28 protein-coding genes are annotated in these 25,978 nt (G+C 62.9%); 13 read left to right on the top strand and 15 right to left on the bottom strand.

Annotated features, from left to right (window positions below):
* Positions 1-6 precede the first annotated feature (6 nt).
* Complete coding sequence (locus F7R90_RS18265) at positions 7-1,221, top strand: ABC transporter permease (RefSeq protein WP_158059011.1); 1,215 nt, start codon at positions 7-9, stop codon at positions 1,219-1,221.
* Positions 1,222-1,245: 24 nt separating this feature from the next.
* Here the strand turns inward: F7R90_RS18265 and F7R90_RS18270 are convergent, their stop codons facing one another.
* The gene (locus tag F7R90_RS18270; RefSeq protein WP_158059012.1) at positions 1,246-1,836 is read right to left on the bottom strand and encodes an AsnC family transcriptional regulator; all 591 of its coding nucleotides are present in this window, start codon (positions 1,834-1,836) and stop codon (positions 1,246-1,248) included.
* Between the two features lie 185 nt (positions 1,837-2,021).
* Between F7R90_RS18270 and F7R90_RS18275 the strand changes: the two genes are divergently transcribed.
* On the top strand, positions 2,022-2,219 hold the full coding sequence (locus F7R90_RS18275) for a heavy-metal-associated domain-containing protein (protein WP_158059013.1): 198 nt from the start codon (positions 2,022-2,024) through the stop codon (positions 2,217-2,219).
* Between the two features lies 1 nt (position 2,220).
* Here the strand turns inward: F7R90_RS18275 and F7R90_RS18280 are convergent, their stop codons facing one another.
* Positions 2,221-2,424 (bottom strand): hypothetical protein, encoded by a 204-nt coding sequence (locus F7R90_RS18280; RefSeq protein WP_158059014.1) that lies wholly within the window; start codon positions 2,422-2,424, stop codon positions 2,221-2,223.
* A 90-nt stretch (positions 2,425-2,514) separates the two neighbouring features.
* Here F7R90_RS18280 and F7R90_RS18285 point away from each other — a divergent pair, with 90 nt between their 5' ends.
* Together F7R90_RS18285 and hemE are read left to right on the top strand one after the other, a co-directional pair.
* On the top strand, positions 2,515-3,006 hold the full coding sequence (locus F7R90_RS18285; protein WP_158059015.1) for a hypothetical protein: 492 nt from the start codon (positions 2,515-2,517) through the stop codon (positions 3,004-3,006).
* A 340-nt stretch (positions 3,007-3,346) separates the two neighbouring features.
* Positions 3,347-4,357, top strand: a complete 1,011-nt coding sequence (gene hemE, locus F7R90_RS18290) for a uroporphyrinogen decarboxylase (RefSeq protein WP_158059016.1) — start codon at positions 3,347-3,349, stop codon at positions 4,355-4,357.
* A gap of 77 nt (positions 4,358-4,434) precedes the next feature.
* Here the strand turns inward: hemE and F7R90_RS18295 are convergent, their stop codons facing one another.
* The gene (locus F7R90_RS18295) at positions 4,435-5,571 is read right to left on the bottom strand and encodes a hypothetical protein (RefSeq protein WP_158059017.1); all 1,137 of its coding nucleotides are present in this window, start codon (positions 5,569-5,571) and stop codon (positions 4,435-4,437) included.
* Between the two features lie 218 nt (positions 5,572-5,789).
* Complete coding sequence (locus tag F7R90_RS18300) at positions 5,790-7,142, bottom strand: cytochrome P450 (protein WP_158059018.1); 1,353 nt, start codon at positions 7,140-7,142, stop codon at positions 5,790-5,792.
* Positions 7,143-7,226: 84 nt separating this feature from the next.
* Between F7R90_RS18300 and F7R90_RS18305 the strand changes: the two genes are divergently transcribed.
* Both F7R90_RS18305 and F7R90_RS18310 read left to right on the top strand, forming a co-directional pair.
* Positions 7,227-7,910, top strand: coding sequence for a helix-turn-helix domain-containing protein (locus tag F7R90_RS18305; protein ID WP_158059019.1), 684 nt, complete (start codon positions 7,227-7,229; stop codon positions 7,908-7,910).
* A 59-nt stretch (positions 7,911-7,969) separates the two neighbouring features.
* Positions 7,970-8,203: a hypothetical protein gene (locus F7R90_RS18310; RefSeq protein ID WP_158059020.1), complete on the top strand. Its 234-nt coding sequence runs from the start codon at positions 7,970-7,972 to the stop codon at positions 8,201-8,203.
* 6 nt (positions 8,204-8,209) lie between these two features.
* Here F7R90_RS18310 and F7R90_RS18315 read toward each other — a convergent pair whose 3' ends face one another.
* From F7R90_RS18315 to hemH, 3 genes are read right to left on the bottom strand one after another with little or no spacing between them, the layout of a single operon-like run.
* A complete protein-coding gene (locus F7R90_RS18315) occupies positions 8,210-9,157 on the bottom strand; it encodes a phosphorylase family protein (RefSeq protein ID WP_158059021.1) in 948 nt (315 codons plus the stop codon).
* 25 nt (positions 9,158-9,182) lie between these two features.
* Positions 9,183-10,514: a protoporphyrinogen oxidase gene (gene hemG / locus F7R90_RS18320; protein WP_225741353.1), complete on the bottom strand. Its 1,332-nt coding sequence runs from the start codon at positions 10,512-10,514 to the stop codon at positions 9,183-9,185.
* Positions 10,493-11,545, bottom strand: coding sequence for a ferrochelatase (gene hemH / locus F7R90_RS18325; protein WP_158059022.1), 1,053 nt, complete (start codon positions 11,543-11,545; stop codon positions 10,493-10,495). Before hemH ends, hemG begins: the two co-directional genes overlap by 22 nt.
* 141 nt (positions 11,546-11,686) lie before the next feature.
* Between hemH and F7R90_RS18330 the strand changes: the two genes are divergently transcribed.
* Together F7R90_RS18330 and F7R90_RS18335 are read left to right on the top strand one after the other, a co-directional pair.
* Positions 11,687-12,424, top strand: coding sequence for a DICT sensory domain-containing protein (locus tag F7R90_RS18330; RefSeq protein WP_158059023.1), 738 nt, complete (start codon positions 11,687-11,689; stop codon positions 12,422-12,424).
* Positions 12,425-12,593: 169 nt separating this feature from the next.
* Complete coding sequence (locus F7R90_RS18335; protein ID WP_158059024.1) at positions 12,594-16,451, top strand: Eco57I restriction-modification methylase domain-containing protein; 3,858 nt, start codon at positions 12,594-12,596, stop codon at positions 16,449-16,451.
* A gap of 14 nt (positions 16,452-16,465) precedes the next feature.
* Here F7R90_RS18335 and F7R90_RS18340 read toward each other — a convergent pair whose 3' ends face one another.
* Entirely contained in the window at positions 16,466-16,999 is a 534-nt protein-coding gene (locus tag F7R90_RS18340) for a GrpB family protein (RefSeq protein ID WP_158059025.1), read from the bottom strand.
* A 114-nt stretch (positions 17,000-17,113) separates the two neighbouring features.
* Entirely contained in the window at positions 17,114-17,857 is a 744-nt protein-coding gene (locus tag F7R90_RS18345; protein WP_158059026.1) for a ribonuclease H-like domain-containing protein, read from the bottom strand.
* Between the two features lie 143 nt (positions 17,858-18,000).
* Between F7R90_RS18345 and F7R90_RS18350 the strand changes: the two genes are divergently transcribed.
* Positions 18,001-18,663, top strand: a complete 663-nt coding sequence (locus F7R90_RS18350; protein ID WP_158059444.1) for a cyclase family protein — start codon at positions 18,001-18,003, stop codon at positions 18,661-18,663.
* Positions 18,664-18,694: 31 nt separating this feature from the next.
* On the opposite strand, the gene F7R90_RS18355 is transcribed toward F7R90_RS18350, so the two are convergent.
* Positions 18,695-18,922, bottom strand: a complete 228-nt coding sequence (locus F7R90_RS18355) for a zinc ribbon domain-containing protein (RefSeq protein ID WP_225741354.1) — start codon at positions 18,920-18,922, stop codon at positions 18,695-18,697.
* A gap of 107 nt (positions 18,923-19,029) precedes the next feature.
* On the bottom strand, positions 19,030-20,058 hold the full coding sequence (locus F7R90_RS18360; protein ID WP_158059027.1) for an ArsR/SmtB family transcription factor: 1,029 nt from the start codon (positions 20,056-20,058) through the stop codon (positions 19,030-19,032).
* Between the two features lie 188 nt (positions 20,059-20,246).
* On the opposite strand from F7R90_RS18360, the gene F7R90_RS18365 reads away from it, so the two are divergent.
* Both F7R90_RS18365 and F7R90_RS18370 read left to right on the top strand, forming a co-directional pair.
* On the top strand, positions 20,247-21,137 hold the full coding sequence (locus tag F7R90_RS18365; RefSeq protein ID WP_158059028.1) for an FAD binding domain-containing protein: 891 nt from the start codon (positions 20,247-20,249) through the stop codon (positions 21,135-21,137).
* A 32-nt stretch (positions 21,138-21,169) separates the two neighbouring features.
* Positions 21,170-21,670 (top strand): CoxG family protein, encoded by a 501-nt coding sequence (locus F7R90_RS18370; protein ID WP_158059029.1) that lies wholly within the window; start codon positions 21,170-21,172, stop codon positions 21,668-21,670.
* 2 nt (positions 21,671-21,672) lie between these two features.
* Here F7R90_RS18370 and F7R90_RS18375 read toward each other — a convergent pair whose 3' ends face one another.
* From F7R90_RS18375 to F7R90_RS18385, 3 genes are all read right to left on the bottom strand, one after another.
* Positions 21,673-21,888 carry a hypothetical protein gene (locus F7R90_RS18375; protein ID WP_158059030.1) on the bottom strand — a complete coding sequence of 72 codons (216 nt, stop codon included), beginning with the start codon at positions 21,886-21,888 and terminating at the stop codon, positions 21,673-21,675.
* 35 nt (positions 21,889-21,923) lie between these two features.
* Positions 21,924-22,361, bottom strand: a complete 438-nt coding sequence (locus F7R90_RS18380) for a GNAT family N-acetyltransferase (protein ID WP_158059031.1) — start codon at positions 22,359-22,361, stop codon at positions 21,924-21,926.
* Positions 22,362-22,427: 66 nt separating this feature from the next.
* On the bottom strand, positions 22,428-22,637 hold the full coding sequence (locus F7R90_RS18385) for a hypothetical protein (RefSeq protein ID WP_158059032.1): 210 nt from the start codon (positions 22,635-22,637) through the stop codon (positions 22,428-22,430).
* A gap of 184 nt (positions 22,638-22,821) precedes the next feature.
* Here F7R90_RS18385 and F7R90_RS18390 point away from each other — a divergent pair, with 184 nt between their 5' ends.
* Positions 22,822-23,313 carry a Rieske (2Fe-2S) protein gene (locus F7R90_RS18390; protein WP_225741355.1) on the top strand — a complete coding sequence of 164 codons (492 nt, stop codon included), beginning with the start codon at positions 22,822-22,824 and terminating at the stop codon, positions 23,311-23,313.
* Between the two features lie 101 nt (positions 23,314-23,414).
* Here the strand turns inward: F7R90_RS18390 and F7R90_RS22565 are convergent, their stop codons facing one another.
* Positions 23,415-24,740 (bottom strand): SRPBCC family protein, encoded by a 1,326-nt coding sequence (locus F7R90_RS22565; protein WP_225741356.1) that lies wholly within the window; start codon positions 24,738-24,740, stop codon positions 23,415-23,417.
* A 308-nt stretch (positions 24,741-25,048) separates the two neighbouring features.
* Between F7R90_RS22565 and F7R90_RS18405 the strand changes: the two genes are divergently transcribed.
* Complete coding sequence (locus tag F7R90_RS18405) at positions 25,049-25,930, top strand: hypothetical protein (RefSeq protein WP_158059034.1); 882 nt, start codon at positions 25,049-25,051, stop codon at positions 25,928-25,930.
* The last annotated feature ends 48 nt before the right edge of the window (positions 25,931-25,978 follow it).

Consider the following 25,978-nt stretch of genomic DNA (forward strand, 5'->3'; position numbering starts at 1 on the left):
CCTTCGATGAGCAAACTCCGCGTCGCGCTCGCAGTTGCGGCCGCGCAACTCCGTCACGACCGTGCGCGCACTGTCCTCGCAGTGGTCGGCGTCGCAGTCGCCGTCCTCTCGACGACCCTGCTCGCCAGTCTCGGCGTCGGCGTGGTCGAAACCGGCCAGCAGAAGTTCGACGCCTCGGGCCGGGACCTCTGGGTCACCGGCGGGTCGCTCTCGGAAGGCCCCGGCGGGTTCGGGACCTCGATTCTGAACGCCCACGAAGTCGCCGACGACGTCGAAGCGCGAGAAGACGTTCACACGGCCACACCGATGGCGTTCCGGAGCGTCTACGTCGGCAACGGTTCGGGCGAGATGCAGACGCTGGTCGGCGTCGGCGTCCCCGGCGGCGGTCCCTTCGTCGAGATTTCGGAGGGCCGCAGTTGGGAAGACAGCGACAGCCACTACGCCAACGGGAGCTACGACGGCCCGATGACGCGAGAAGTCCTCATCGACGCTCGCACTGCCGAACTGCTAGACGTTGGCGTCGGCGACGAGATTCAGATGGGTGGCTCCGTCGAGAGCGCGCGCCGGAACACGTTCACGGTCGTCGGCATCTCGCCGACGTTCTCTAGCTTCCTCGGCGCGGCGACGGTGACGGCCCCGCTGAGCGAACTCCAGTCGGTGACGGGCACGAGCGGCCAAGACCGCGCGACGTTCATCACCGTCGCGCTCGCCGAGGGCGCGGACCCAGGAGCAGTCGAGAACGAGCTACAGCAGGCGTATCCAGACTACACCGTCCGGACGAACGACGAGCAGATGCAGTCAGTACTCCAGCACAACGCCGTCGTCATCGCCGTCGGCGCGGCGCTGGTCGTCCTCTCGGTGGTCGCCGGGTTCGCGCTGACGCTGAACGTTCTCTCCATCGTCGTCTTCCAGCAACGCGAGGAACTGGCCGCGCTGACTGCGCTCGGCGTCTCCTCGCGCACGCTCGTCGGGATGGTCGGCGCGCAGGGCGTCCTCCTCGGATTGCTCGGTGGAGTTCTGGGCATCCTCGCGACGCCGCCGTTCGTCTTCGCGCTGAACTACGCCGCGGAGACAATCGTCGGCTTCGAGGGGTTAGTCCAGACGCCCGAAACCGTCCTCCTGCTCGGCGTCGGCATCGCACTCGTCATCGGGACGCTCGCCGCGCTCGTGGCTGGTTGGCGGTCGCTGAAGACGGTCGGCGTCGAGCAGTTGGCGCACTGAGGTTCAAGGAACGTTCGACGACCCTTAGACGGCCTCCTGAAGTTCCTCGTACTGCTCTTCGAACTGCGACTTGCACGACGAACAGCAGAAGTGGTAGATTTCGCCGCCGAGACGCGCCGACTCGCCCTCGCTCGTCACGGAGTTGCCACACTCGTCGCACTCCAGCGCGAACTCGACGCCCCGCGGTTGCGGGTACCACGTCGAATCGACCAGCAGACTCACGTCGTACTCGCGCACTGCGGTCGTGTCGATAGTCTCGTCAAGCAGCGGTTCGATGGCGTTCTCTTGCAGGCGGGCCTGAAAGACGATGCGACCCTCGGCGGTGACGAAGACGTGTTCGACGCCCTCTATCTCCTCGATGGCCGCGCGAACGTCGCCGACGCGGCCCGGTTCCGCGCGCAGATCTACCAGCACGGAGACGCCGTCCGCGAGCAACGAGCGGTCGAGGTCCACCGTGAACCGGCGGATGACGCCGAGGTCCGCGAGGCGGTCGATTCGGTCCGAAACCGTGGGCGGTGAGAGGTTCACGGCGTCGGCGATTTCGTTGTACGGGCGGCGACCGTCGGAGACCAACAGTCGGAGGATTTCGAGGTCGGTTTCGTCGAGTTCTCGCATTATCATCGTATTGTCACGCCAAAGTAGAAACAAGTTTCGCCCGACTGGCCGAAATCGGGGGAGTGCGTCGGGCGGGACGGACTGGCGTGCCGAGCGACGACGGACGAATCGAGGGACCGAGTCGGACCAACCGCACGGAGTGAAGACGAAAGTTGAAAGCGGGAGGGAGAACAATCCATGCTCGTATGAGTCGAACACTCACCGTCGGAGGGATGAGTTGTGGTGGCTGTGAACAGAACGTCGTAGACGCACTCGAAGCACTCGACGGCGTCGAAGACGCGAGCGCCGACCACGAGAGCGACAGCGCGACCGTCGAGGGCGAAGCCGACACGGCCGCGCTCGTGTCCGCAGTCGAAGACGCCGGATACGACGCGTCTGCCTGAGTCAGTTCACCGATTCTATCGCGACGGCCAGTTTCCGCTGGTTCGACCGCACCTGCTTCTCTGAGAGGGGCACGTAGCCGATGTCGGCCGCCAAGTGGGTCGCCGCGAGCGAGAGGTAGAATCGACAGAACTCCCGAACGAGCGGGTCCGTGAGACGCTGTCTGTCTACGTAGACGAACAGCGGTCGGGAGAGCGGAGTGTACACACCGTTCTTGGCGTTCTCCAGCGACGGCGACTGGCTACTACTACCAGACCACCAATGAAGATATTTAACACTTCAGGAACATCGACAGGTATGACCCTCTCCGCGAAACGACTGGCTACGGAAGCGATTCCGGTCGCCACGATACTGTTGTTCTGGAACGTCCTCGGATGGATTGCCGACATGCAGGAGGCTGGTGGCCTGGTCCGAACCGCTGGAACCGTGATGGCCGCGCTCTACGTCGTTCTTCGCGGTGTGGCGCTCGCACCGGAAGTCACGCCGTTCGGATTGGAGAAATTCAGTCCGCTCCTGAGAGACGACGTCAAGAAACTGCTCTCCGAAAACGCCCGCATCGCCGTCCCCGCCGGAGTCTGGTTTCTCGCGGGGATGGTCGTCTTCGCGGTCTATCCTTCGTACGTTCATCTCGACATTCTCGGCGCCTTCGGAAGCGCACTCGCTGGTGCAGGTCTCGGGGTCGTCGGACTGTATGCGATGGCAGTCGGTACGTCCGTCCTCGGGGGGCACGACGCGCCCGACGTGCCCTCGAACGACGAGTCATCGGACAACGCGTCAGCAGACGACTAGAATAATCGCGACGGGACCCTCCGACGAGATTCATCTACGTGCAACGAGTCGTCCAGTTCGAGCCACTCGCGGACCCACGTCGTGGCGTCGGCGAGCGTGCCGTTCGCCAAGGGGCGACCTCCGCGGACGCGGTTTGTCCGGTGACGGTGCGGTCTCACAGGTATCGAGAGTAGCTAGCTACGAATCACTCAGCAGAACGAATTCCGCTTTTACTCGGCGAGATGAAACGAGCGGTGGAGACTCACTGGACTGAGAACGACAAAACCCGACACTACTGAACACGAATTCCCCAAGCCCAATTCCGAACCCATTTAGCATGTCCCGCGACAACTCCCGACCAATGAGCGACCTTCTCGTCAGAGCGGCCCGCGGCGAGCGAACCGAACGGCCGCCCGTCTGGCTGATGCGGCAAGCGGGCCGATACATCCCCGAGTATCGTGCGATACGCGAAGACTATACCTTCAAGGAGGCAATCTCGACGCCCGAAGTCGCGGAAGAAATTACGCTCCTGCCGTGGAGACTGTTCGAACCAGACGGACTGGTGATGTTCTCGGACATCCTCACCGTCCTCGAACCGCTCGGCCTCGACTACCACATCGAGAGCGGCGTCGGGCCGGTTATCGAGAACCCCGTCAATGGGCCGGAGGACGTACCGACCGACCACTCTGACGTGCGCGAGGAACTCGACTACGTGGGTGCGCTCCTCGAACGCCTGCAGGACAGCATCGGCGACCAGACGAGCATCATCGGCTTCGCTGGTGGGCCGTTCACGCTAGCGGCCTACGCCGTCGCCGGAAAGCCAGCGGGCAAGAAGCAACTTCCGATTCGGCGGTTCCGCGTCGAGCACTCCGACGCCTTTTCGGCTCTGCTCGAACGCTTCGCCGACGTAACCGTCGAGTACGTGCAGTACCAGCAGGAGGCGGGCGCGGACGTGATTCAGCTGTTCGACACCTACGCCGGACTGCTCACACCCGACGACTACCGGGAGTTCGTCCAACCGCACCACCAGCGAATCTTCGACGCCGTGGACGTACCAGGTATCGTCTTCGCACGGAACCCCGGCGGAAAGTTGGACCTGCTCGAAAACTCGGGCGCGGACGTAGTGAGTCTCGACTGGACCGTAGACATGGCCGACTCCCGTCAGCAGTTGGGCGACACGCCCGTGCAGGGGAATTTGGACCCGACATATCTCTTAGGCGACGAGGAGTTCATCCGCCAGCAGACCCGCGAGGTCATCGAGAAGGCAGGCCCGGCGGGCCACATTCTGAACTTGGGTCACGGCATCAATCGGAACACGCCGGTCGAGAACGCCCAAGCGTTCGTAGACGAAGCGAAGCAGACAGAGTGGTGAGGAGCGTAGAATTCGCAGTACAGCGTCCAGCTGTCAGCGTCGGAGCAGCAGCACTGTACCCGCGGCGAGGAGCGTCGTCAGACCACCGCTAGCGACACCAGCGAGGAATCCATCGCCGCCCACCGGTGAGTTGGCACCGTCAGCGGGTGCGGATTCGCCGGTTCCTCCGTCAGATCTGTTCGCACTCGACGCGTTCTGTGCAGTTTGGTGGTCTGATTCTGTGCAGTTTGATTCGTGTTCTCGCTAGCCTGCCCGTCGGTTCCGTTCAGTGAATCGACCTGCTGTCGGAGGTCCGCTATCGTCTCGTTCTTCCATTCGAGTCGGAGTTGGTACTGCTCGATAGTCCCGTTCTTCCGCTCTAAGCGGCGTTCCAGAGAGTCGATGCGGTCCACCTTCGAGACGCTGTCTGCTGAAACAGAGTAGTCGCCGCCGATATTGGTCTCTGCCCACAGCAACCATCTCTTCTTGAACACTTCGTAGGAGACGCCTAGCTCGGACTGAACGACTTCTTCGAACTCGCCGGTGCTGCTCAGCATCTCGAACACCGCCTCCTCGCCGTACTCGTTCATCACGTAGTGCATGAGCAAGTGCCCACCAGCGTACTGGTCTTGGGTCAACACGGAGAAGTAACCGGCCCCATCCTCGACTTTCTGTTCGAACTTCTCTACTCCGGGGTCGTAGTTCCGTTGGATGTCTTCCGAGACGTTGTGATAGGCGTAGTACTCACTCAGACCTTCGCCGAACCACGACGGATACCGCGTGTGGTAGCGGTCGCCGTGTCGCTCAACGTACTCGTAGAGCATGATGTTCGCGTACTCGTGAGCCAGATTCTTCTTGATGTAATACTCGTCCACGTATTCAACCGTCTCCCAATCCGACGGGGCGATAAGATTGATTCGTTTCGGAGCGGTGTGCCAGTGGAGCGAGTACCGACTGTCCTCCCACTCGTCTATCGGGTGGATTCTGACAATTATCTTCTCGTCTATCGTCGTATCGACTGGCGTCTCGGCCTGTAGCTCGGTTCGAATGTCCTGAAGCATGTTGAGGGTCTCTTGGGCCGACGCCTCGTATCCGTCAGCGTACTTCACGACGAAGTGGTCGTCGGATACTGAATTCGGTAGTTCGCCGTCGGGGTCGGCCGCCACGGGACCGACGAACGTGGAGGTGACGAGGAGACAGGCGAAGAGCGTCCGAAAAGAGTCCGCTGGGAGCATATCCGCCAGTGAATACTAAATTCGATTAAATGTTAGGATATCGGAGTGGAAGCTATCGACCGGCCACCAGAAATCCAGTTTGGGGTATTTTGTTGGGATACCAACCCAGGATGCCAGTACTGATGTGCAACAGTAGCGGCGGCCAATTATTTCAGCAGAGTAACCATAAACGTTCGCAGAACGAGATTTATGTAATTCTAATTATCTTTTGTCGGAGGTCAGTCTCGCTCTCGCAACTCGACGACCACGTCGTCGCCCGGTGCGAGCGTCATCGCCGGAACGGGATTCAGTTCGTCGGGGTTGCGGGTTCGAACCTCAAAGCGCCGAAGGAGACTGGCCAAGACGAGTCGCATCTCGAACAGCGCGAACCGCCGACCGATACAGGCTCTCGGCCCACCGCCGAAGGGGAAGTACGCGTAGTCGGGACGGGCACAGTCGCTGTCACCGTCTCCATCGGTACCTCCATCCCCTGCTTCTGCCCACCGCTCGGGCCGAAAGACTTCGGGATTCTCGAAGAAGGCCGACCGTCGATGCGTCGCCCATTGCGAGCAGAGAACGAGCGCACCTTCGGGAATCTCGAACCCACCCACCACGTCGTCCTCGATAGCTTCCCGCATCAGCAGCGGTGCCGGTGGGTAGAGACGCATCGCTTCTCGAATCGCACGGTCGGTTCGAGGAAGGTCGTCGCCCAACTGCGGACGTCCGTCGAGTTCGGCGACTTCCGCGGCGACGGACGCCTGCGCGTCGGGATGGTTGCCGAGTAGGTACAAGGTGTACGTCAGCGCGAGCGCAGTCGTCTCGTGTCCGGCGATGAGGAACGTGACGAGTTGGTCCCGGACCCCCTCGTCGTCCATCCCCGAATCGAGTAGCGTCGAGAGCAAGTCGTCGCTCGATGCGGACGAATCGGTCTCGCGCCGACGACTCGCCACGAGGTCGGCGACGAACGAGTCGAGGCGGTCCACCGCCCGCAGGTACCGACGATTTCGAGGCGTCGGCACCCAATCGGGCACGTAGAACGGAACGCGACCGTCGGGTGTGAACCGCTCCGTGACGGCCGCAGCGGCGTCTCGTACTGCCGTCGCCTCGCGCAGGTCGGTGCCGAACAGCACAGACCCCAAGATGTCGAGCGTGAGTTCTGGCAACGCGTCGGTCAGCGTCAGCGTCTCGTTCTCTGCCCAGCGGTCGAGATACGGTTCGGTTCGCTCGACCATCGTCTCGGCGTACTCGGCGATGCGACCGGGGTAGAACGCCGGTAGAATCTGTTCGTGCTGGCGCTCCCACTGGTCGGCCTCGCTGACGAGCAGCCCGTCCCCGAGCAGGCCGTCGAACTCCTTCTTCTGGAACTCGCCCTTGCGGTAGTTGTCGTGGTTCCGCGCGAGGACGTGTTCGATGGCTTCGGGGTCCGCGAGCAACACGGCGTCGAAGGTCGGTGTGGAGAGCGCGGTGATAGGACCGTACTCTTCGACAGTTCGCTCGACGAATCCGAGCGGGTCGCTAGCGTACGCGTACGCGTGACCGACGAGTGGGAGTCCGGGCGGCGACGGCGGCGTCTTCGGAACTGTCTCGTTCATCGAGTAGACGTAGAACCCCCGGCCAGTCGAGCGCCACGCCGAGTATGGACGGCTATTTATATACGCCGGGCGACACGTCGTCCCATGAAACGCGCTCGTCTCCGAGTCACGCCACCCGACGAAGCGACGAACGCCGTCCACCGCGCAGTGCAGTCGGCACCGGAACTCGGCGACGCTGTGCTGCTCTCCGGCGGTATCGACCCGACCGACCCGACCGAACTGTTCTCCATCGCGGGCGAAGCATCGGCGGTCGAATCCGCGCTCACCGACCGCGAGGCCGTCCGCTCGTTCGACGTGACGACGGTCGATGGTGGTGCGTCGAGAGACGAAGCCGACGTGACCTACGTCTACGTCCGGGAGCAAGAACAAGACCAAGCGGGCCAGCAGTTTCAGGAAGCGTTCACTGCTGGAACGCTCGTCGCCACGCTCCCGATTCGGTTTCGCGCAGACGGCACCGTGGAGTTCACCGTCGTCGGCGCGAGCGACGACCTCCGCTCGGCGGTCGAAACTGCGGGCGAACTGGCGGCGGTGACAGTACTCTCTGTCGGCGAAGGGTGGGAAAGAGACACTGGACGGGGAACACTGACAGGACGACAACGGGAGGTCGTTCGAACGGCCGCGGAGTTGGGCTACTACGAGAATCCACGCGGTGGGACCCAAGAAGAGGTAGCGGACGCACTTGACGTAGCGTCGAGTACGGTGGCCGAGCATCTTCGGAAGGCCGAGTCGAAACTGGTCGAGCAAGCACTGGGTACGAGCGTGGAGTAACGTCGTACGTTCAGGATCCTTCCGGAAACGTTTCGGCGCTCGACTGAGCAGACCGAAACGTGTCAGAAATTACTGCCCGTGACGCCCTCGAATACGCGACCAGAGACGAACTGCTGAAACTCTACGGCGTCGTCGGCGGCGCGTGGGTACTCATGTTCGTCGGCAGTTTTCTGATGGGGCCGCTCGGCGCGCTCCCGTCCTTTGTCGGACTGCTGACCGTCGTCGCCGGACTGTTCGCGTTTCTGGCTGGCGTCGTCGCCATCGCGTACAAAGTTCTCACCGAGAGTCGGTGATCGGGGTCACTCGCGCTCCGCGAGAGTGTCAACAATTTCCGACGCAACCCGAAACGTGTTCTCCAAGCCGAGTTCGAAGACGACTTCCTCACCGTCCCGCGCTCCGCTCCCTTCTGGGGGTTGGTCGAAGTTCACGACGCCCCGTACGCTCAGATACCGGTCGAGCGCGCCGAAGCGTTCGAGCGCCGTCGTGGTGCCGAAATCCTCCATCTCGGTGGTCGCGTAGGTGCCCGCGTCGTACTGCTCGACGAGCCACTGCGCTTGCTCTGAGAACTCGCGGCCGTGCCAGAACTCGTCGCCACAGAGGGTCACGCCGGTGGAGACGAACGGCGCGCGGCTTGCGGCGTCGTGGTTGGTGCCGTCGCCGTCATCGTCGTACTGCTTTCGTAGTCTCTCTGCCTCTTCCGAGTCGGCCAGTTCGACTTCCTCGACAACGTCGAGAGCGTCCGCTACCAGGTCCGAATCCAGTCGGAACACGTAGTCGTGAGGCCGATAGCGAAGCAGTTCGACGCGGGAACCGCCCTCGTCGTCGCCCACACGATGCTTACGGTCCCAATCGACCACCGCATCGGCGAGGAAGACGGCCCCCAGCGTGGCGACCGATGGTGGTGCGCCAGCGACCCCTGCGGTCACGAAGTACGTCTCCGAGCAGTCCAGATGGGGCGACCCGAAAAGGGCGGCGACAGTCGTCGCCGCCTCGACTTTCCCCATCCCCGTGGTGGTGATTCCGATTCCGCTCTCGGTGTAGTAGACCGGAGCGTTCGCGCCCGGCACTTCGATTTCGTGGGCAAAATCGTACGCGTCGAGCCACTGCTGGAGTTCGTTCGGCACGTCCGAGTCGCCCGGTTCGTGCTGCTCGTCCAGTCGGAAGTCCTCGGCCGCGAACGCGGGCAGCACGAATACGTCGAGCGCGAGCGGGTCGGCTGCTGTGTGTGAGGTCGCTTCGGTTGGCATAGTGGTGGGTTGAGAGTCGAGGTGGTCACTTCTCGCTCAGTTCGGCCGCAACCTGCTCGGCCTCTCGAAGCCGACTCGGGACGCCCATCCGCGCCGTGTAGTTCGTCGCGAAACGTACGCCATCGGGGAGTTCGACTCGCTCGATTGCGTCCCACGAGTTGTCGTAGGCCGGGAAGCCGCGCCGGAGTCGGTTCACCGCAACGACCTCTGCGTCTGCGCCCGTCACTGCCTCGAACTCCGTGGTCGCTATCTCGGCGATTCGCTCGTCGCTCTCCTCGAAGATTTCGGGGTCGTGCATCCCGCCGAAGAAGCAGGTGCAGATATCCCGCTCGAACATGCTGGCGTTCCACGAGACACCGAGAGTTCGTAGCTCCTCGCCGTAACCGACCTGATAGCCAAGTGCCGCTGGGTCTACGTCGCCCGAATCGAGGTCTGCACGGACGTAGACCAGCACGAGCGGGTTGTAGTTCAGTTCTCGCAGTGCCTCGGCCGAGTCGGGCGCGAGGTCGGCGACGAGGTCCGCGCTGAGGTCGGCGGGCGTCGTGAGAACCACGTCGTCGAACTCGGTGGTCCCGTCGGGCGTCTCGACTTCGTAGCTCCCGCCCGAGTCTCCGTCTGCCGACCCGCGAACGCCGATGACCGGCGTGTCGAAGCGCACCCGCTCGGCGTGCGCCGCCGCGAGTGCCTCGGGGAGTCGCTGGAGTCCGTCGTCGAACGAGATTGCAGGTGGCGTGTCTCGGCCGCCAGCGGTTCGTTTGATGGCCGCTTTCAGGAGGCTTCCGTCGCGCTGTTCGAGTTTCAGCATTCCCGACAACGCGTGGCCGACCGGCATGTTCGCGGGGTTCGAGCCGTAGATACCGCCGAAGAGGGGTCCGAGCAACTTCTCGTAGGCTTCCCGACCGAACTTCCGCGTGAACAACTCGGCGGCGGTTTCGTCCGGACGACCGGGGTCGGTCGTCGGTTCGTTGAGTACGTCTAGTTTGCCGCGCCACGACAGCAGGTCAGTCGCCATGAACTGCTCCATCGAGAAGGGTGCCTCGTGGAGTTCGCCGTCCGCGTAGACGCAGATAGAGAGACTAGAGTCGGCCTCGCGTACCTCGCTTTCGAGTTCGAGGTCACGAATCAAGCCGTCTACGTGGTCGGTGCGGCGGACGCGCTGAGGACCCCACTCGACCAGCGAGCCATCGACGCGTTCGCTTCGAATCACGCCGCCCGGTTCCGGCGCGGCCTCGAACAGCGTGAATTCTACGTCGCGGTGGTCGAGGGAGTGAGCGAGCGAGAGACCGGTGATGCCGCCGCCGACGATAGCTACTTGCTCGTTCATCTCGTTCTGCGTCATCTCGGAGCGTTCAGGCACATCGCGTTCTCGCTGTCGGCACACTGGCACTGCCGGAACTGGTAGTAGCCGGGGTCGAAGTCGCCGACGAACGGTTCCGCCAGATCCGCCAACACCTCGCCGAATCGGTCGTCGTCGTGGGGGACCGGCACCCGATAGAAGTCGAGTCCTGCCTCCTCTGCTTCCTCGCGGAGTTCGTCGTCCAGTTCCGAGAGCGTCTCGCTCTGTTCGTGCATGAAGCTAATCGGCTCCACGACGACTCGCTCGGTGTCGGTCTCGGCGAGGTCCTCCACGACGTCTTCGACTTCCGGTTGGGTCCACGGGATGTCGCGATTCGAGTGGTTCTGGAAGCCCAGCGAGTACGATTCGACGCCGAGTTTCTGGGCGAGAACCTCGCAGAACTCCTCGACGTAGGTGTCGTATCGGCTTCCCTCCTCCAAGTAGTGGGTCGGCGTCCCGTGTGCAGAGTAGACCAGTTCCGTCTCGGAGTCGCTCAGGTCGAGGTCGTGGGCGTCCGTGAAGCGACGAACGTTGTCGGCTCTGAGTGCGTTGTACGTCGGGTGTCGGTGCCAGCCCGTAATCTCTGCGACCGGCACGTCCCAGTCGAGGTCGTCCACCGCCTCGGTCAGTTCTGCGAGCGAGGCGATGGTCGTGGAGGCTCCACAGAGGGGATAGACGGGGAGGCCGACTAGTTCGTCCACGCCGTCTTCGCGGGCGGCATCGACAGCGTCGGCGACGAACGGTTCGGTGAACTGCATCCCGAGGTACGTCTCAACGTCGTACCCGCGGGCGTCGAGAACCGATTCCAGCATCTCGGCCTGAGCCTCCGCTTGCGGGTCGAGCGGCGACCCACCGATTTCTTCGTACTCCTCGATGAGGCTGGGAGCGCGCCGCTCGGCCAGCTTCCGGGAGCGCTCGCGGGCCTCCGCCTCGGTGGTGTCACCGTCCAGCGAACGGTTGTTCATGAAAATGCGTTCGAGGTAGGCGACGACGTTCTCGCGCGTCGGTTCCGCAGGCTCGCCGAAGTTCAGCAGGACGACCCCTGTAGTCATAGTCGGAGGTTAGGACACGGCGGTTGAATAGCTGTCGTTCCCGGCGAACCGACGACGACCGAAATCGGTCGCAGCGAGGAGGACTGTCGTGAGAGGTATCAGTTTTATTATCTCCGAATAGTTATGTCCGCATCATACTAAATGTCACTCGAAGCCATCATCGACGACGTGGAGCGACGCAAGCGAAGGCTCACCATCTACGACGCCATCGACCGGAGTGCCGTCGAAGCAGTAAAACGGCACTTCGCGGTCCAGAACGTTCGTATCGAGGAAGCCACCGTCACCGACGGCCCGACGAACTTCGCGGTCCTGCACGACGACGGGAAGTTTCTGGCGGGGTCCGACCTCGACGCACTTCGCTCGGCCGTCGAGTTCGACGGACGACGACTCGACGTGGGGGAGTTCCGAGACGCCCGTCCGCCGGAGATTCTGCGCCACGTGGACGACACGACGTTCACCGCCTACGGCAAGCGTCGGATGATTCTAGCCTCCCGCGAAATCGAAGACCGAGCGTGGCGCGCGGGCGGCGGTGAACTCCACGCGGGATTCCAAGACCTGTCGTTGCTCCGTGAGCAGTGGGACGACTACAGTCGCCTCGCCGACTGCGGCGTGGACGTTCACGTCTACGGGGTGCCGAACTGGACACCGCCGGAGACCGAACGGCTGACAATTCACCCAGAAGAGAGCGAGGAGATTCGGAACTCGTGGTTCGTCTCGTTCGAGTCGGCCGACTACGGAAACTGCACCTTGCTGGCCGTCGAGCGCGAACAGAACGTGTTCGCTGGATTCTGGACCTACGACGACGACGTGACTGCCGACGTTCTCGGACACCTCCGCGAGACCTACCCAACGAACGACGAGGGAAACTCCGTTCAGTAGACCTGTTCGCGACTCCGAGCGGCCACACCGAGTTGGCCCGCTAGTTCACCGGAAATCCTCGGCCGTAGTATTCTTACTATCTACCGTCGTACTCCGTTCGTCCTCGTCAGAAAAGACATATTCCCAACCAGTAGTTGGCAGAAGCTGCGACTGGCGTTCGAGGAACGAAATGACACCCGCTACCGGCTACCGGACCAGTCGAGGTTGCTTCACGGAGGCGTACCTCGACGAGTATCTTCCGGACACGTCGCTGTGGAACGCCGCCGCCGAGCGCGAGGTTCGGAACGCCTACGAGGAGTTTCGGAGGCTGTACGACGAGCAGTCGAGTTCCATAGCGGAGTACGACGCAGACGAACTCCGTGCGAACGTAGTACGTCCGGCGCTCGAAATCCTCGACGTTCGGGCCGTCGGCGACGAGCGACTGTCGGAAGTGGACGACGAGCAAGTGACTCCCGACTACCTGCTCTACGAGCGCGAACACGAGCGACAGAGCGGCCGTCACGAAGCAGGGCGAGACCGAAGTCCAGACACGAATCCACTCGCCGTCGCCGAGTTCGTTCTGCCGGGTCAACCGCTCGACGCACCCGCTGGACGCGACTCCACGCCGAACTATCGGCTGCACGACGCCATCGGCGCGAGAGACGTGGAACACGGCGTCTCGACAGACGGCAGGCTGTGGCGGCGCTACTACGCGCCCGCGAGTCGGCGACTCGACTCCTACTACGAAATCGACCTCCCGGCACTGCTCGAAACCCGCGACACCGAGGCGTTCAAGTACTTCTACCTCTTTTTCCGCCGGGAGTCGTTCGGTGCCAGCACCGATGGCGAACGCTTCGACCCGGCGACCACGGCGGACGCTTCGCCGACCGATTCGTTCGTGGCGAAAGTTCACGAGCGGTACGTCACCTTCGTAGAGTCGCTGACCGATGACCTCGGAGAGAACGCACGCGAAGCACTCGTCTCGGTCGCCTCGGAACTCTTCGTCGAGGGCGATGCCGGGGAAGTGAGCCGCGTCTACGACGCGGCACTTACAGTCGTCGTTCGCCTCGTCCTCGCGCTATACGCCGAGAGTGAGGACTGCAGTCTCCTCGGTCGGCCGGTTCTCGGCGACGCATCTGCGCGCCGCCAGTGCGCGGGGGCTGACAAATCGAAGCGTCGAGCAGGAGCGTCCGAACGCTGGAACCGACTCAATCGCTCGTTCGAGGAACTTGCAGGTGAGTCGGGGAGTAGCGACGTTACCGAGTTGCTCTCCACTCGCACCATCTGCGACGAGCGACTGTCGGAAATAGCCGAGTCGCTCGCCACCCGCGAACTGGCGTCCGGCGAGAGCGCCCGCATCGACTTCTCTGCACTGTCTGTCCGCCACCTCGGCCGCCTCCACGAACGCCTGCTGGAGTACGACCTCGCAGTCGCCGACGAACCGATGGTCGCGGTGCTGGACGGCGGCGAGGAGCAGTGGCGCTCGGCCGACGAGTACGAATCCGGCTCGAAACCCACCGACAGTGTGGAGTCTGGCGACCTCTATCTGACGACCGACGCCGGAGAGCGCAAGTCCTCGGGGTCGTACTACACCCCAGAGGCGGTCGTCGAGTACACCGTCGAGCGGGCGCTCGAACCGCTGGTCGCCGACGTGAGAGACGAACTCGACCCGAGTGACCCGGAGTACGCCGCGACGTTCGCAGAGCGCGTCTTGGAGTCGAACGTCCTCGACCCCGCGATGGGGAGCGGGCACTTCCTCGTGGCGGCCGCGGAGTATCTCGGCCGCGCAGTCGTCCGGGCCCAGCGGCGGCAGGTCGAACGAACGGGCGCGAACTCGCTGACCGAACGACGAGACGTTCGCACGGCGCGCCGAGAAGTCGCACAGCGATGCCTCTACGGCGTCGATAGCGACGAGTTGGCTGTCGAGTTGGCGACTGCGTCGCTGTGGTTAGAAACGCACGACGCGGACCAGTCTTGGCCAGATGTCCGTAACAATTTGCATCCACACTTGGCACACGGCAACTCGCTAGTCGGTCTCGGACCGGAGGAGTTCTTCGACGAGTTGGAGCAAACAGAACTGAGTCGCGGCCAACTCGACGAAATAGCGAACGTCCGCGTCGCGCGGCGGTTCGGGAGTGGGGAGTTGCCCGACGACGCCCACGAGCGACTGCTGGACGCCGCGGGCGACGAGTCGGCGTGGCGCGCCGTCACACGAGAATCGTGGTTTCGGGCCGCCCAATCGCTGGCCGACGAGGCGGCGTTCCTCCACTGGCGGTCGTCGTTCCCCGAGGTGTTCGACGCTGACGAGACAGATTCTGTCGGGGGCTTCGACGCCGTCGTCGGCAACCCGCCGTACGTCAGGAATCGCGCGCTCGACGCCCAACTCAAGGCGTACTGCCGGGAGACGTTCGACTCCGCGGCGGGTGCCTACGACCTCTACGTCCCGTTCGTAGAACTGGCCTGCGACCTCGGGCGACACGTCTCGCTGGTCGTCCCGAACAAGTGGACGACGACCGAGTACGGGCGGGCGCTCCGCGACCAGTTGCTCGACCGCCACGCACTCCGGGAGATACTGAACGCGTCCGCGCCGTCTGTCTTCGCCGACGCGACCGTCTACCCCGTCGTCGTGACCGTTGACTGCGAGAACGAGGAGGATTGCGAGAAACCGGTCCGCGTGAGACGTCCCGAGAACTGTCGCGCGCTGACCGACGCCCCCGTCACGACGGTGCCGCGCGCGCTCATCGACCGGTTCGGTGGGCGAGTCATTCCGCTGGACTTCGACGGGGCGTTCGCCGACCTCGCGGCGGGCGTCCTCGACCAGTGTTTCCGGTTCGGCGACCACGTGCGGACGACCGAGGCGATTCACACCGGGAACGCTCGCGAAACGCTGGTAGTGGACGAGTGTAGCGACGCCGACTCGGACGGAGAGGACGACTGCCACCGACTCGTAGACGGCACCTGCGTAGACCGCTACCGACTCGACTGGGACGGCAGATGGATTCGCTACGACGACGGCTTGCTCGACGACGAGGCGGGCGAGTACGCCGACCTCCGCGACCCGACTCAGTTCGCGGGCAAGAAGTTGTTCGTACGCGACATCAGCAAGCGACCGGTCGCGGTGTACGACGACGAGGATTTCTACGCGCTGAACACGCTGTACACCGTGCGAGAGCGCGACGATTCGGACCTCCCGCTGCGCTACCTGCTCGGGGTGTTCAACTCGGCGTTCGTCGCTCGGTACTTCCGGCAGGTGTACGGCGGCACTCACGTCAGCGGCGACTACTTGCGATACAAGCCGAGTTTCACCGACGAGATTCCGGTGCCGGACCCCGACCCAGCGAGGGTCTCTCCGCGAGAAGTCGCGACTGATTCGGGTGTCGAGACAGCGGTGCCAGCAGACCCCGCCGACGCGATTGCGGAGTTGACCGAGCGACTACGGCCGTTATGCGACGAACGTGCGACTCTCGACACCGACGTACTCGACTACCTCTCGGAACTGACCGACGGTCCGAAGTTGAGCGAGTGGGGCGTCCCAGTCGCTGGCGTCGCGGAGACTATTCTCACGGAGACTGCCTGCGAGCGCGAGGGGTTGCGGGTCGGCATGGTCGAGTTCGAACGCGACGGCGTCACGCCCGTCCTCTCGGCGACTGCCCGCTACAAGCCGACAGAAAGCGACGACGCAACCGACCGCTGGGGGTTCGCCGAGACGGAACCGATTCCGGCGTTGTGGTTCCCAGACCACAAAGAGTCAGCCGCGCTCCTCGAAGCGTTCGTTCCGGCCGCCGTCGAGCGGGCGAACGGCTTCGCGGAGTTTCGGGAGAACGCGACGAAGACGTACTCGCTGTTAGACCGTCTGCGAGGACTGCGACTGCCGGACGCCGAAACAGTCGCCGAGGAGTTCGCGCGCTTCGAGGAAGCGCGGGAGCGAGCCGAAACGCTGGACGACGAGATTGCAAGCGTCGAGGACGCCATCGACGGTATCGTCTATCGACTGTACGGGTTCGAAGAAAGCGAAATCGAGACGGTCGAGCAGTTGGCTAGTGAGTAATCGCCTGCGGAGTCTCAGGCAAACTCGGGGAGTTCCTCGTCGTACCCCTGCTCGCGCGCTCGCTCCAGCAACTTCCCCACCACGTCCGACTTCGCCTTCGTGTACGCCTCTTGGTCGTCGGCGTGTGCCTTTAAGGCCTCTCGCTTTACTTCCTCGTACTCGCGGCGCTCGTCGGGATTGTCTTGGAGGAAGTCCCGGAAGACGAGTTGGTTGCGCACCTTGGCGTCGTCGCGGGTATGCATCTTCACGATGACGACGTGGTCCTCGCGTTCGTCAACGGCCACCTTGCAGTCGGGATAGTCGCCTTTGAGTTCGAAGTCGTCGTCGGTGAGTGTGGCGGCGGCAACGGACATCGATTCGGCGTCGGGGTACACCGCGATGATGTCCAACGCGGGTTTGCCCGGCACGTCCGGAATCGCGGTACTACCGACGTGGAAGATGCCGAGGAGGCCGTCGCCAGAAGCGTCGAGTACGCGTTCGCGTTCGGTTTCGTATCGGTCCGTCCAGACGGGGTCGGATTCGAAGGTTATCTGCTCTGTGAGATCCATGGTGCGGCTTACGCTGATAGCAGCCGCTCCCGCAAAAGAATTGTGAAGTAAATTAACTTTACTCCTTTCTTACTATTTCGGTAGATAGGCTTTTAAACGTTTTGTCGGATGGCGTTACAGGTGTGGTTCGAGCGTCTCCGCGCGGAGCGTCCCGTGAACGTGGTCGAGCAGCGTTTGGAGGTTCTGAGTGTCCTCGCGGTTGTACTTCACGAGTCTGTCGAGCGCGGCGTCGTCGCCGCGCTCGTACTGGTGCCACAGACGCACGGCCTCGCGACCATCGACGCCCTCTTCTTCGCGACCGATGCCGACCTCCTGTTCGATGTTCTTCAGACCGCCGGAGAGTCCGACTTGCTTGCAGAGGTACAACAAATCGAGGTGTGGCGTCGTCACGTCGAGGTCAAAACAGTCCTCTAAAAATGGCTGGTCGAATCGCTTGCCGTTGAACGAGACGAGCAGACTCGACTCGTCGAACTCCTCGCGGAGCGCGCCCGTGGTGAGATTGTCGCCCTGCACGTAGGTCCGAGTGTCGCCGTCTCGGTGGACACTGACGGTCGTGACTTTGTTGCGCGCGCTGTCGAGTCCGGTCGTCTCGATGTCGAAGAAGCACGCGTCCTGCGCGAAGTTCTCGTAGGCGCGCCAGAACTCCTTGCTCGGCAGCGCGTCGCCGAAGTAGGCGGCGTCGCCGTCGTCCAGTCGCGGCCGGGCATTGTCGATGAATTCCCAGACGTTCTCGGTCGTCTTCGGCCCCAGCAGACCGTCTTCGAAGTCGTCCCAGTGGGTCACCCCCTGTTGCCAGAGTTTTCGCTCGGTGGCGGCCCCCACGCCGCGAGCGGCGATGAAACTGTTCTCGATGCGCATGAGAGGGAGTGGAGATTTCCAGTCATATAAATTGCGTCAGTCGAGTGCGGGCTTGCGGTTTTTTGATACGACGAGACGGCGACACGAATCGTCGAATCAGAACGTATCCGGTGGTCGCGTTCGTAGCCCCCGACGTGCCCACAATCGACCTCACTCACCCACTGACCGAAGACGCCAGCGTCTACCCGGGCGACCCGAAAATCGAACTCCGGCCACACGCCACGCACGAGGAAGACGGCTATCGCGTGACGGACCTCAGCCTCGGAAGCCACAGCGGCACGCACGTCGATGCGCCGAGTCACACCGAACCAGACGGGAAGACTTTGGACGAGTTCGACGTGTCGGCCTTCGAGTTCGACGCGCGACTCGTCGATTGTCGGGGAAAGTCCGCGCGCGAGGCGATTCGAGTCGAGGACTTGCCGGAGGACCTACCCGCCGACGCCGACACTGCTACCGACACCGACCTGCTCGTCTTCCACACCGACTGGAGCGACCACTGGACTACTGAGAAATATCTCGACCATCCGTACCTCGCACCCGAGACGGCGCGGTGGTGTGCTGAACAGAATTTGAGCGTCGGACTCGACGCGCTGAATCCCGACCCGACGCCGACCGAAAACGCGAGCGAAGAAGAGCCGACGGGCGTTCCGGCCCATCGGGCGTTGTTGGGGAGCAACTGCCTCGTCGTCGAGAACCTGACGAACCTCGACCGCCTCCCGGAGCGATTCGAGGTGCGAGCCTACCCCCTAGCGCTTGCGGGGGCGAGTGCTGACGGTGCGCCGGTGCGGGCCGTCGCGGAGTGGTAGTGTCAGTGTCGAACTCGTGGTGTCGGCTGTGTCAGTGTGTGGACGGAAGTACGTCTTTTACCGGGTAGAGGTCCTCGTGTATGCCCTCTGCGTCGCAGTCCTCGTTCGGGCATCGGTAGTACCACCCGTCTTCTGTGGCTTCTGACTCTTGGAATCGCTCTCCACATCGCCCGCAGTAGAGCAGCGAGTCGAAGTCGTCGGCGGAACGTGAAAGGTCAACTTTACTGTCAGTCTCTTGGCTCTGGAGCAGTTGCTGCATAGTAGCCCCTTTGTGCCCAAATATAAAAGACCCATCGGTCTTTCAACGGCCTGAACGGTCTGATTTCGAGGCATAGAGAATCGAGAGACGGCGCGGGGCCATTTAAGTTATCGGCTCCGCAGATACAGCACAGCAGTGATAGAAAGTAGCACGACCAGTCCACCCGCGAAGAAGAGTAAGCCAGGTGGCAGTCCGGCCGCCGCGCTAGCCCCGGCGTCGCCCGCGACCTGTGTCGTTTGCTCCGGCGCACCACTCGCTATCGTCGTGTCGGCCGCGGCGTCCTGGGTCGCCTCGGTGACGGTACGCAGAGTCGTATCGGCCGCTGCGTCCTGGGTCGTTCGCGCCGCTTCGGTCGTCTGAGTGGCGTCTCCCGCCATCTGCGTCGTCTGTGTCGCCTGCGCTTGCGTCGTGTCGCCTGCCGCCCGTGTCGTCTCTGCCCCCGCTTCCGTGGTCTGAGTCGCCTGCGCCTGCGTCGTATCGCCTGCCGCTTGCGTCGTCGTCCGGGCCGCTTCCTCCGTGGTCGCGCCGTCGTCTCCCGGACCGCCGTTCGGGCCACCCGATTCGCTGTTGGTGGTGCCGCTCGCGTTCCCGGTGTCGCTATCGTAGTCGATGTCCGAGCCCTGTGACGCCGTAGTCGTCGCTTGCGCCGCGCCCCCGCCGCTGCCGAAACTCGGCACGAACTCTCCCAGATTTCCGTTTCTGCCGAAGTACCCCTGAACGGCCAGACTCGACAGTCCGAGGATTCCAATCCCACCGAGAAGACTCGAAAGCGCAGATTCGAGGGCCGGACTCTCGTCGTCGTTTCCCGCGAGCAAGACCAGCGGCCCCGAGACGGGCGCGTACACCTTCATCTCGCGGCCCTTCTCGGAGTAGATAGTGTCCGCGACTTCCACGAGGTCTGCGTCCACGAGCTTTTCGAGGTGGTACCGGACGTTCTGGATAGAGGTGTCGGCCCGTTCGGCGAGGCCGGAGGGCGTTCCGGGTTCCTCGTAGAGCGCCGCCAGAATCTCGCGGGCCGTCTCGGACTGGAGGGCAGAGAGCAAGGCCTCAGCGTCGTCGCTATCGACGCCGATGACTCGCGGGTCACCGTCGTCGCCGACGCTGGAGTCTGGGGAGGAGGGCAAGAGGTCAGCCATACCGACTTGTTGCTCAGGGTAGTAATATAATTTTGTCCCTCCCGCGTCGGCAGGATTCGAAAGTGGGGTGCGCGAGTCAAGAAATCGGCACGAGGCATGGGAACTCGCGCCAAGATTTATTACAGTTCTCCATGATAGTCGCGTACCGTCACTACTCCGAACGTTACCGTTCATCTCCCCAACAACAAATGAAACCTGCACCGTTCGAATATCACAGACCGACGTCCGTCGCAGAGGCGGCGTCCCTCCTCGAAGCGCACGGCGACGCCGAGTTGCTCGCGGGCAACCAGTCGCTAGGAATCGTGATGGCGAACCGACTCGCCACACCCGACCACCTCATCGACCTGAACGCCGTCGAAGACCTCGATTACGTCGAGGAACGCGACGGCGAAATCGCGGTCGGCGCGATGACGACCCACCGAACTATCGAGCGGTCGGCGTTGCTCGCCGACCGCCTCCCGATGCTTCCGGAGGCCGCAGAACAGATCGCCGGGCCGAGCGTCCGTAATCGCGGCACGCTCGGCGGCAGCGTCGGCGAGGCCGACCCGGCAGGCAACTACCCGGCGGCACTGCTCGCGCTCGACGCAGACCTCGAACTCGTCTCCGAAGACGACTCGCGAACAGTGGCCATCGCGGACTACTTCATCGCGTACATGTTCACCGAACTGCGCGAAAACGAGATAATCGCCGCCGCGACGGTTCCGACCGACCCCTTCCCCACGGAGCGAACCGGCATGGCGTTCCTCGAACTGAAACCCGCCGCACAGACGTGGCCGACTGTGAGCGCCGCGTCCGCGATTCGGGTGGACGACCCCGACGCCGCGGACCCCAAAGTCGAGGAGGCCCGCCTCGCGTTGGCGAACGCCGCCGACGTTCCCCTGCGAGTCGAGGAGGCAGAAGACGCCCTCGAAGGCGAACCGCTCTCCGAGGAGACGCTAGACGCCGCCGCGGACGCCGCGACGGCGGCGGCCAGACCCGAGGACGAGATGCACGCAGACAGCGACTTCAAGGAGGAAGTCGCGGGCGAGTACGCACGCCGCTCGCTTTCGACCTCCTACGAACGCGCGACGAACAACTGAGACGGCCGACTTAGCTGAGAGATTCACAACACATGATGGAATTTGACGGCGAATTCGAATCCGAACTCCCCCGAGACGAACTGTGGAACTACTTCACCGACCCGGACGTGCTGGGCGACTGTGCGCCGGGCTGTGACGGCATGACGATGAAGTCTCCCCACGAACTCACCGCGACTATCGCTGTGGGCGTCGGGAGCGTCAAGCCGACCTTCGACGTGGACGTAATCGTCACCAAGACCGAGGAACCGGGCGTGTTGGAGATGCAAGCCGACGGCAACGCCTCGCGCAACGCCTTCGACGCAGTCGCGGAGATGAACCTCAACGAGACCGAGGACGGCGGCACGCGCGCCGAGTGGTCTGCCTCCACGAACGTCTCGGGCATGATAGCCAGTCTGGGCCAGCGGGCGCTCGGCAGCGTGACGAACAAACTCGTCACCGACTTCTTCGAGGACTTAGAGGAGAAAGCCAAAGAAGGCGAGCCTGCCGAGTCGAAGTTGGAAGGTAAGCCCGACGCCGAAGCGTCGCTCGAATAGGCTCACTCGCCTTCGAATCTGTCGCCGAACGACGACCCGAACAGCAGACCGAGCGTGAGTCCGAGAGAGCTTCCTATCGCCATCCCGAGCACGATGTTGTCGATGACGACGCCGAACGTAGTCCCGAGACCGGACCCGATTGCGAGACCGTAGCCGACTCCTAACGCGAGTACCCGGTTCGGTTCGTCGTCGCTATCTTGATTCGTTGGGCCGACCATGAGAAGCCCTGTAGCGGGCAGCCACTTAGTTGGTGTTAGTCGTCCTGCGCGTACGTCATCCGAACGAGTTCTTCGACGCCGCCCTCCGGAACCGCCAGTTCACCGTCGTACAACTCGAAACCGACCGACTCGTAGTACGGCACCAGCCCACTTCGACAGAGCAACGAGAGACCGACGACCGATTGTAGGTCGGGGTGAGAAACGACTGCTTCCATGAGCGTCTTCCCGAGTCCCTCCCCCCGGCGGTCGGCGGCGACGATAACGTCGAAGACGTTTGCGTAGTAGGTGTAATCGGTGATGACGCGCGCCGACGCGACGAGGTCGCCGTCGTCTTCGACGCCGACCGCGACCTCCGTCTCGGCGAGTGCTCTTCGAACGTCATCGACTTCGCGGTCCTCCCACCACTCGTACTCCTCGTAGAGGCCGCAGAGTTCTGGGGCGTCGTCGGGGGCCAGATTCCGAACAGTAGTCATCTGTGGCGTGTTTCACCTGCGCCAGATAATGCTCTTTCGCTGGCACGACACGAACTCTCGTGGAATCTACTGCTCGGAGTCCTCGTCGGACATCGTTCCGAACGCGGCCCCGAACGCAGTGCCGAGCGCGATACCCATAGGAAGCCACAGACCTATGTCGTCGGTAGCGATGCCGATTGCCGTTCCGATGGCCGTCCCGAGCGCGATTCCGACGCCGATTCCGACACCGACGTTTCGTTCCTCGTCGTCCCGCTCGTCCTCCGTGGCGTTCGACATGACCAGAGAGACGAGTGACGAGGTGATAAGTTCGAGCTTCGAGCGGACGACCCGGTGGCATCGAAGTCGGTTTCGAGACAGTCACCGACTGCCGAGAGTGGACACAGAAACGTACGGACCTGTTCGTCGAGGACCACTCCGGAACCCGACGAAACTTTATCAATCGGGCGACATCAGCCAAACTGTGACCGGGCGAACGCACCTGACGACCGCCGAGGAAGTCGAAGAAGAGGGGTCGTGGCTGTTCACCATTCGAGACGAGTACGACGAGTTAGACGAAGTACTACTGGTACCTTGCGACGGGAACGGCGAGGAAAGCGAGGGCGACGATGGTGGGGGAAGCGAAGGTGACAAAGAAGCAGTGCAGGCGTGGATGAACCGCTGCACCCACGAATTCCAGCGACTCGACAGAGGCTTCGGCGCGGCGATGCGCGACGGACAGATAATCTGTCCGAAACACGGGTCGATGTTCGACTCCTGTTCGGGACACTGCGACAACGGCGATGCCGCCGGAACGACGCTCCCCTCGGTGGACGTAGTGGTCGAGTTGGGGAACGTCTATCTGGTGGACGACGACGTGGAGTTCTCCCACGAAGGCAGTATCGAAGACGGCGAAGACGGCGAGGACGACGATGACGACGACATGCCGAGTTCGACTTCGCACCTGGGTTTGTAACGCGACCGGAAGCGATTTCTGTGCCTTGCCGGGTAACTGATGACTGAAAGAGAGCTACCTTGGTGGCCTTCGACTGCCGAACCGACGACGTGAAGTAGCGCTCACGGCGTCGATTCCTTCGTCGTGCGTCGTCGTTCCGCGCGGCGTTTGATTCCGCGCAACATCTTTCGCTCCATGACGAAATGTGCAGGCTCCCAGAAGACGTAGTCCAGTACGCTGCTGAGTACGGGCCGCCCTGCGAAGAGTCCGAGCGACGATTTTGCAGGCCGCGACCGCATTCGTGCGAGGAGGCGAGTCGTGTCTGCGTCTACTGTGTCGAGGACGAACGCCCACGTCCACGCTGGGTTTTCGCCCGGCGGTTGGAGGACGATTGCGCGCTCTGGGTCGAGTTGTACGACCCGAGGCACCGATTCAGGGGACTGGACGGGATACTCCACAGGTGCGAGTCGAATCGTGTCGCCTTTGTCGAGGTGCTGGTACTCGGGAACGATTCGCTCGACGTTGTGGATGTCCGCACCGACCAGATTTTCGAGCCAGTCGTAGCTGTAGAATCCGCCGCGGTCTTGGCCGATTTGGACGAGCCACGGCCAGACTTCCTCGGCAGGGGCGTCGATTTCGACGGCGTGCGTGACCTGCTTCGTCGCGTCGGGAAGCAAGTCGTCGCCCGGTAACGATTCTGCTGCTTCTCCCTCGACTGTCCCCCAGCGGTTGTGCCACGGCCGCACCACGAAGTGGTAGACACCTGCGAGTGCGAATCCGGCGAGCAGTCCCAGTCCACGACTCCGCGAGCACGTGGAGTCCGTTTTCGGCACGCCCTCACTCGCCTCTCGTCGGTCTGTTTTCTCCGACAGTCGTGCCCGACTCTCGGCGTTCGTCGCCATCTGGTCGAGCGCGCGCGACATCAGATACCCAGCGAAGGGTCCGACGACCCGCCAGTATCGCTGGAAGCTCTCCTGCGCTCGGTCGTCCGTCGTCGCGGTGCGGGCTTCGTACGAGAGAAGCGTTCGACCCTCACCGAACGGCCGGACTGAGAGACCAATTGCGAGTTTCGCGTACCCCGGTTCCGTGAACTCCCGAAATTCAGACGGGGCCACGCGTCGCCACTCGATTGCTGGCTGCCAGAACTTTCCGATTGCGCCGAAGACGTACTCCGCTCCCGGTTGCTCGTCTAGTCGAACCCACTCGCTCGTCTCGGGAACGTCGGCGATTCGCATCTGTTCGGGGTCGCGAGACGACTCGGTCCCGTGCAGTCGGTCGGAGACGACGCGCGGCAGGTCGCGCAACTGGCCGAGCGACCGGACGACCGGCCCGAGGTCCAACAGGTCGGTCGTCAACATCGCGTCGTAGGTGGTCTCCTGGTCGGCTTCCACGACTGTATGCCGGACCACCGTCTCGTCGTACTCCGGTAGGTACTGGTCGAGTAGCATCGGCCGTCGTCGTTCGCTCGATTTCCTAGTTCTCCGCTCGTTTGCTCCCCGCTCGTCGTTTCTCAAAATCCCCATCTTTCCACACCGAAGACCCCGTACGACGGCGACGATAATAGAACGGACGGCGGGTCGAGCGATTACTGCCGAAAGTACGGTCTGTACTCAACAGTCCGACAGACGGGAGCGAAGGAGCGGGAAAGGAGGAGGAGCGGGAGGAAGAAGAAAAGGGTGGAGGAAGGAGAGGAAGAAGAAAAGGAGAGGACGAGACCGACAGAAAGCCTATACCGACCCATTCGCGTTACATTTTTATGGTCCCAAAGCGGTCACGTCGGTCGGTCCTCCAGACGGGTAGCGTTCTCGCTAGTGCAGTCGTCGCAGGATGCACGTCTTCGAGTACGGGCGATTCGACGCAAACGACCAGCGAATCCCGGCATAGTGCAACGACTACCAGGCGACCGGAAACCGTGGTCGAGGAGTCGGGGACGTACGCTACGACCCCAAGCGGCCCGAAACAGTACCCCGACCGGCCCGCGGAACTCACCGAGAACGCCGTCGCGTCGTACGTAAAGCAGTTCGAACACGCCATCGTCTACAACTCGCTCCACGAGTCGGACGCCGAGACAGTCTCCGCCGACTGTACGTCCGTCTACGAGATGGCCGGTCACGGAGGTCATTACGCGCTTGCGACCTGTACCGGGTCCGCGAGATACAGTGACGGAGTGTACGCTGACCACGGCCAACTCCCCTCGTTCTACTACGTCAGCGACGAGTTGACCGTGCGCGTCGAGGACCTCTCGGACCGCTACGGAAACTGCGAGAACGTGTTCGCATCCGAAAATGCCAGCGAAAACGTCGAGCAACCCTGCGAAGGCCGAACTGCTGGCTACCGCGTCTACAATCTCGATACTGAAACTCATACGCTGTCGGTGACCGTCGAATTCCTCGGAGACGAGACGCCCACGGAGATGTTCAGTGCGGAGTATTCGCTTGGGTCAGTTTCAGGCATCCTCCAAGAGAGCGTCACCTATCGCCGGGGAGAGTACCGTATCACAGCCACGCTCGGGAGTGGAGTCCAGACTACCAGCCGGTGGACCGTCGGCGGCGCAGGGTATGGACGGTACGAAACGTCTCTCGTCGTAAGCCCGGCCGGGGGCGTGTCGATACGTAAACCCCCGTTCGCCAGTTTGTAGCGACTGAGCTACCACAGAACCAATTCAAACCGAGACCACCGCCGGATT

The organism is Halorussus halophilus, assembly GCF_008831545.1.
GTDB classification, from domain to species: domain Archaea; phylum Halobacteriota; class Halobacteria; order Halobacteriales; family Haladaptataceae; genus Halorussus; species Halorussus halophilus.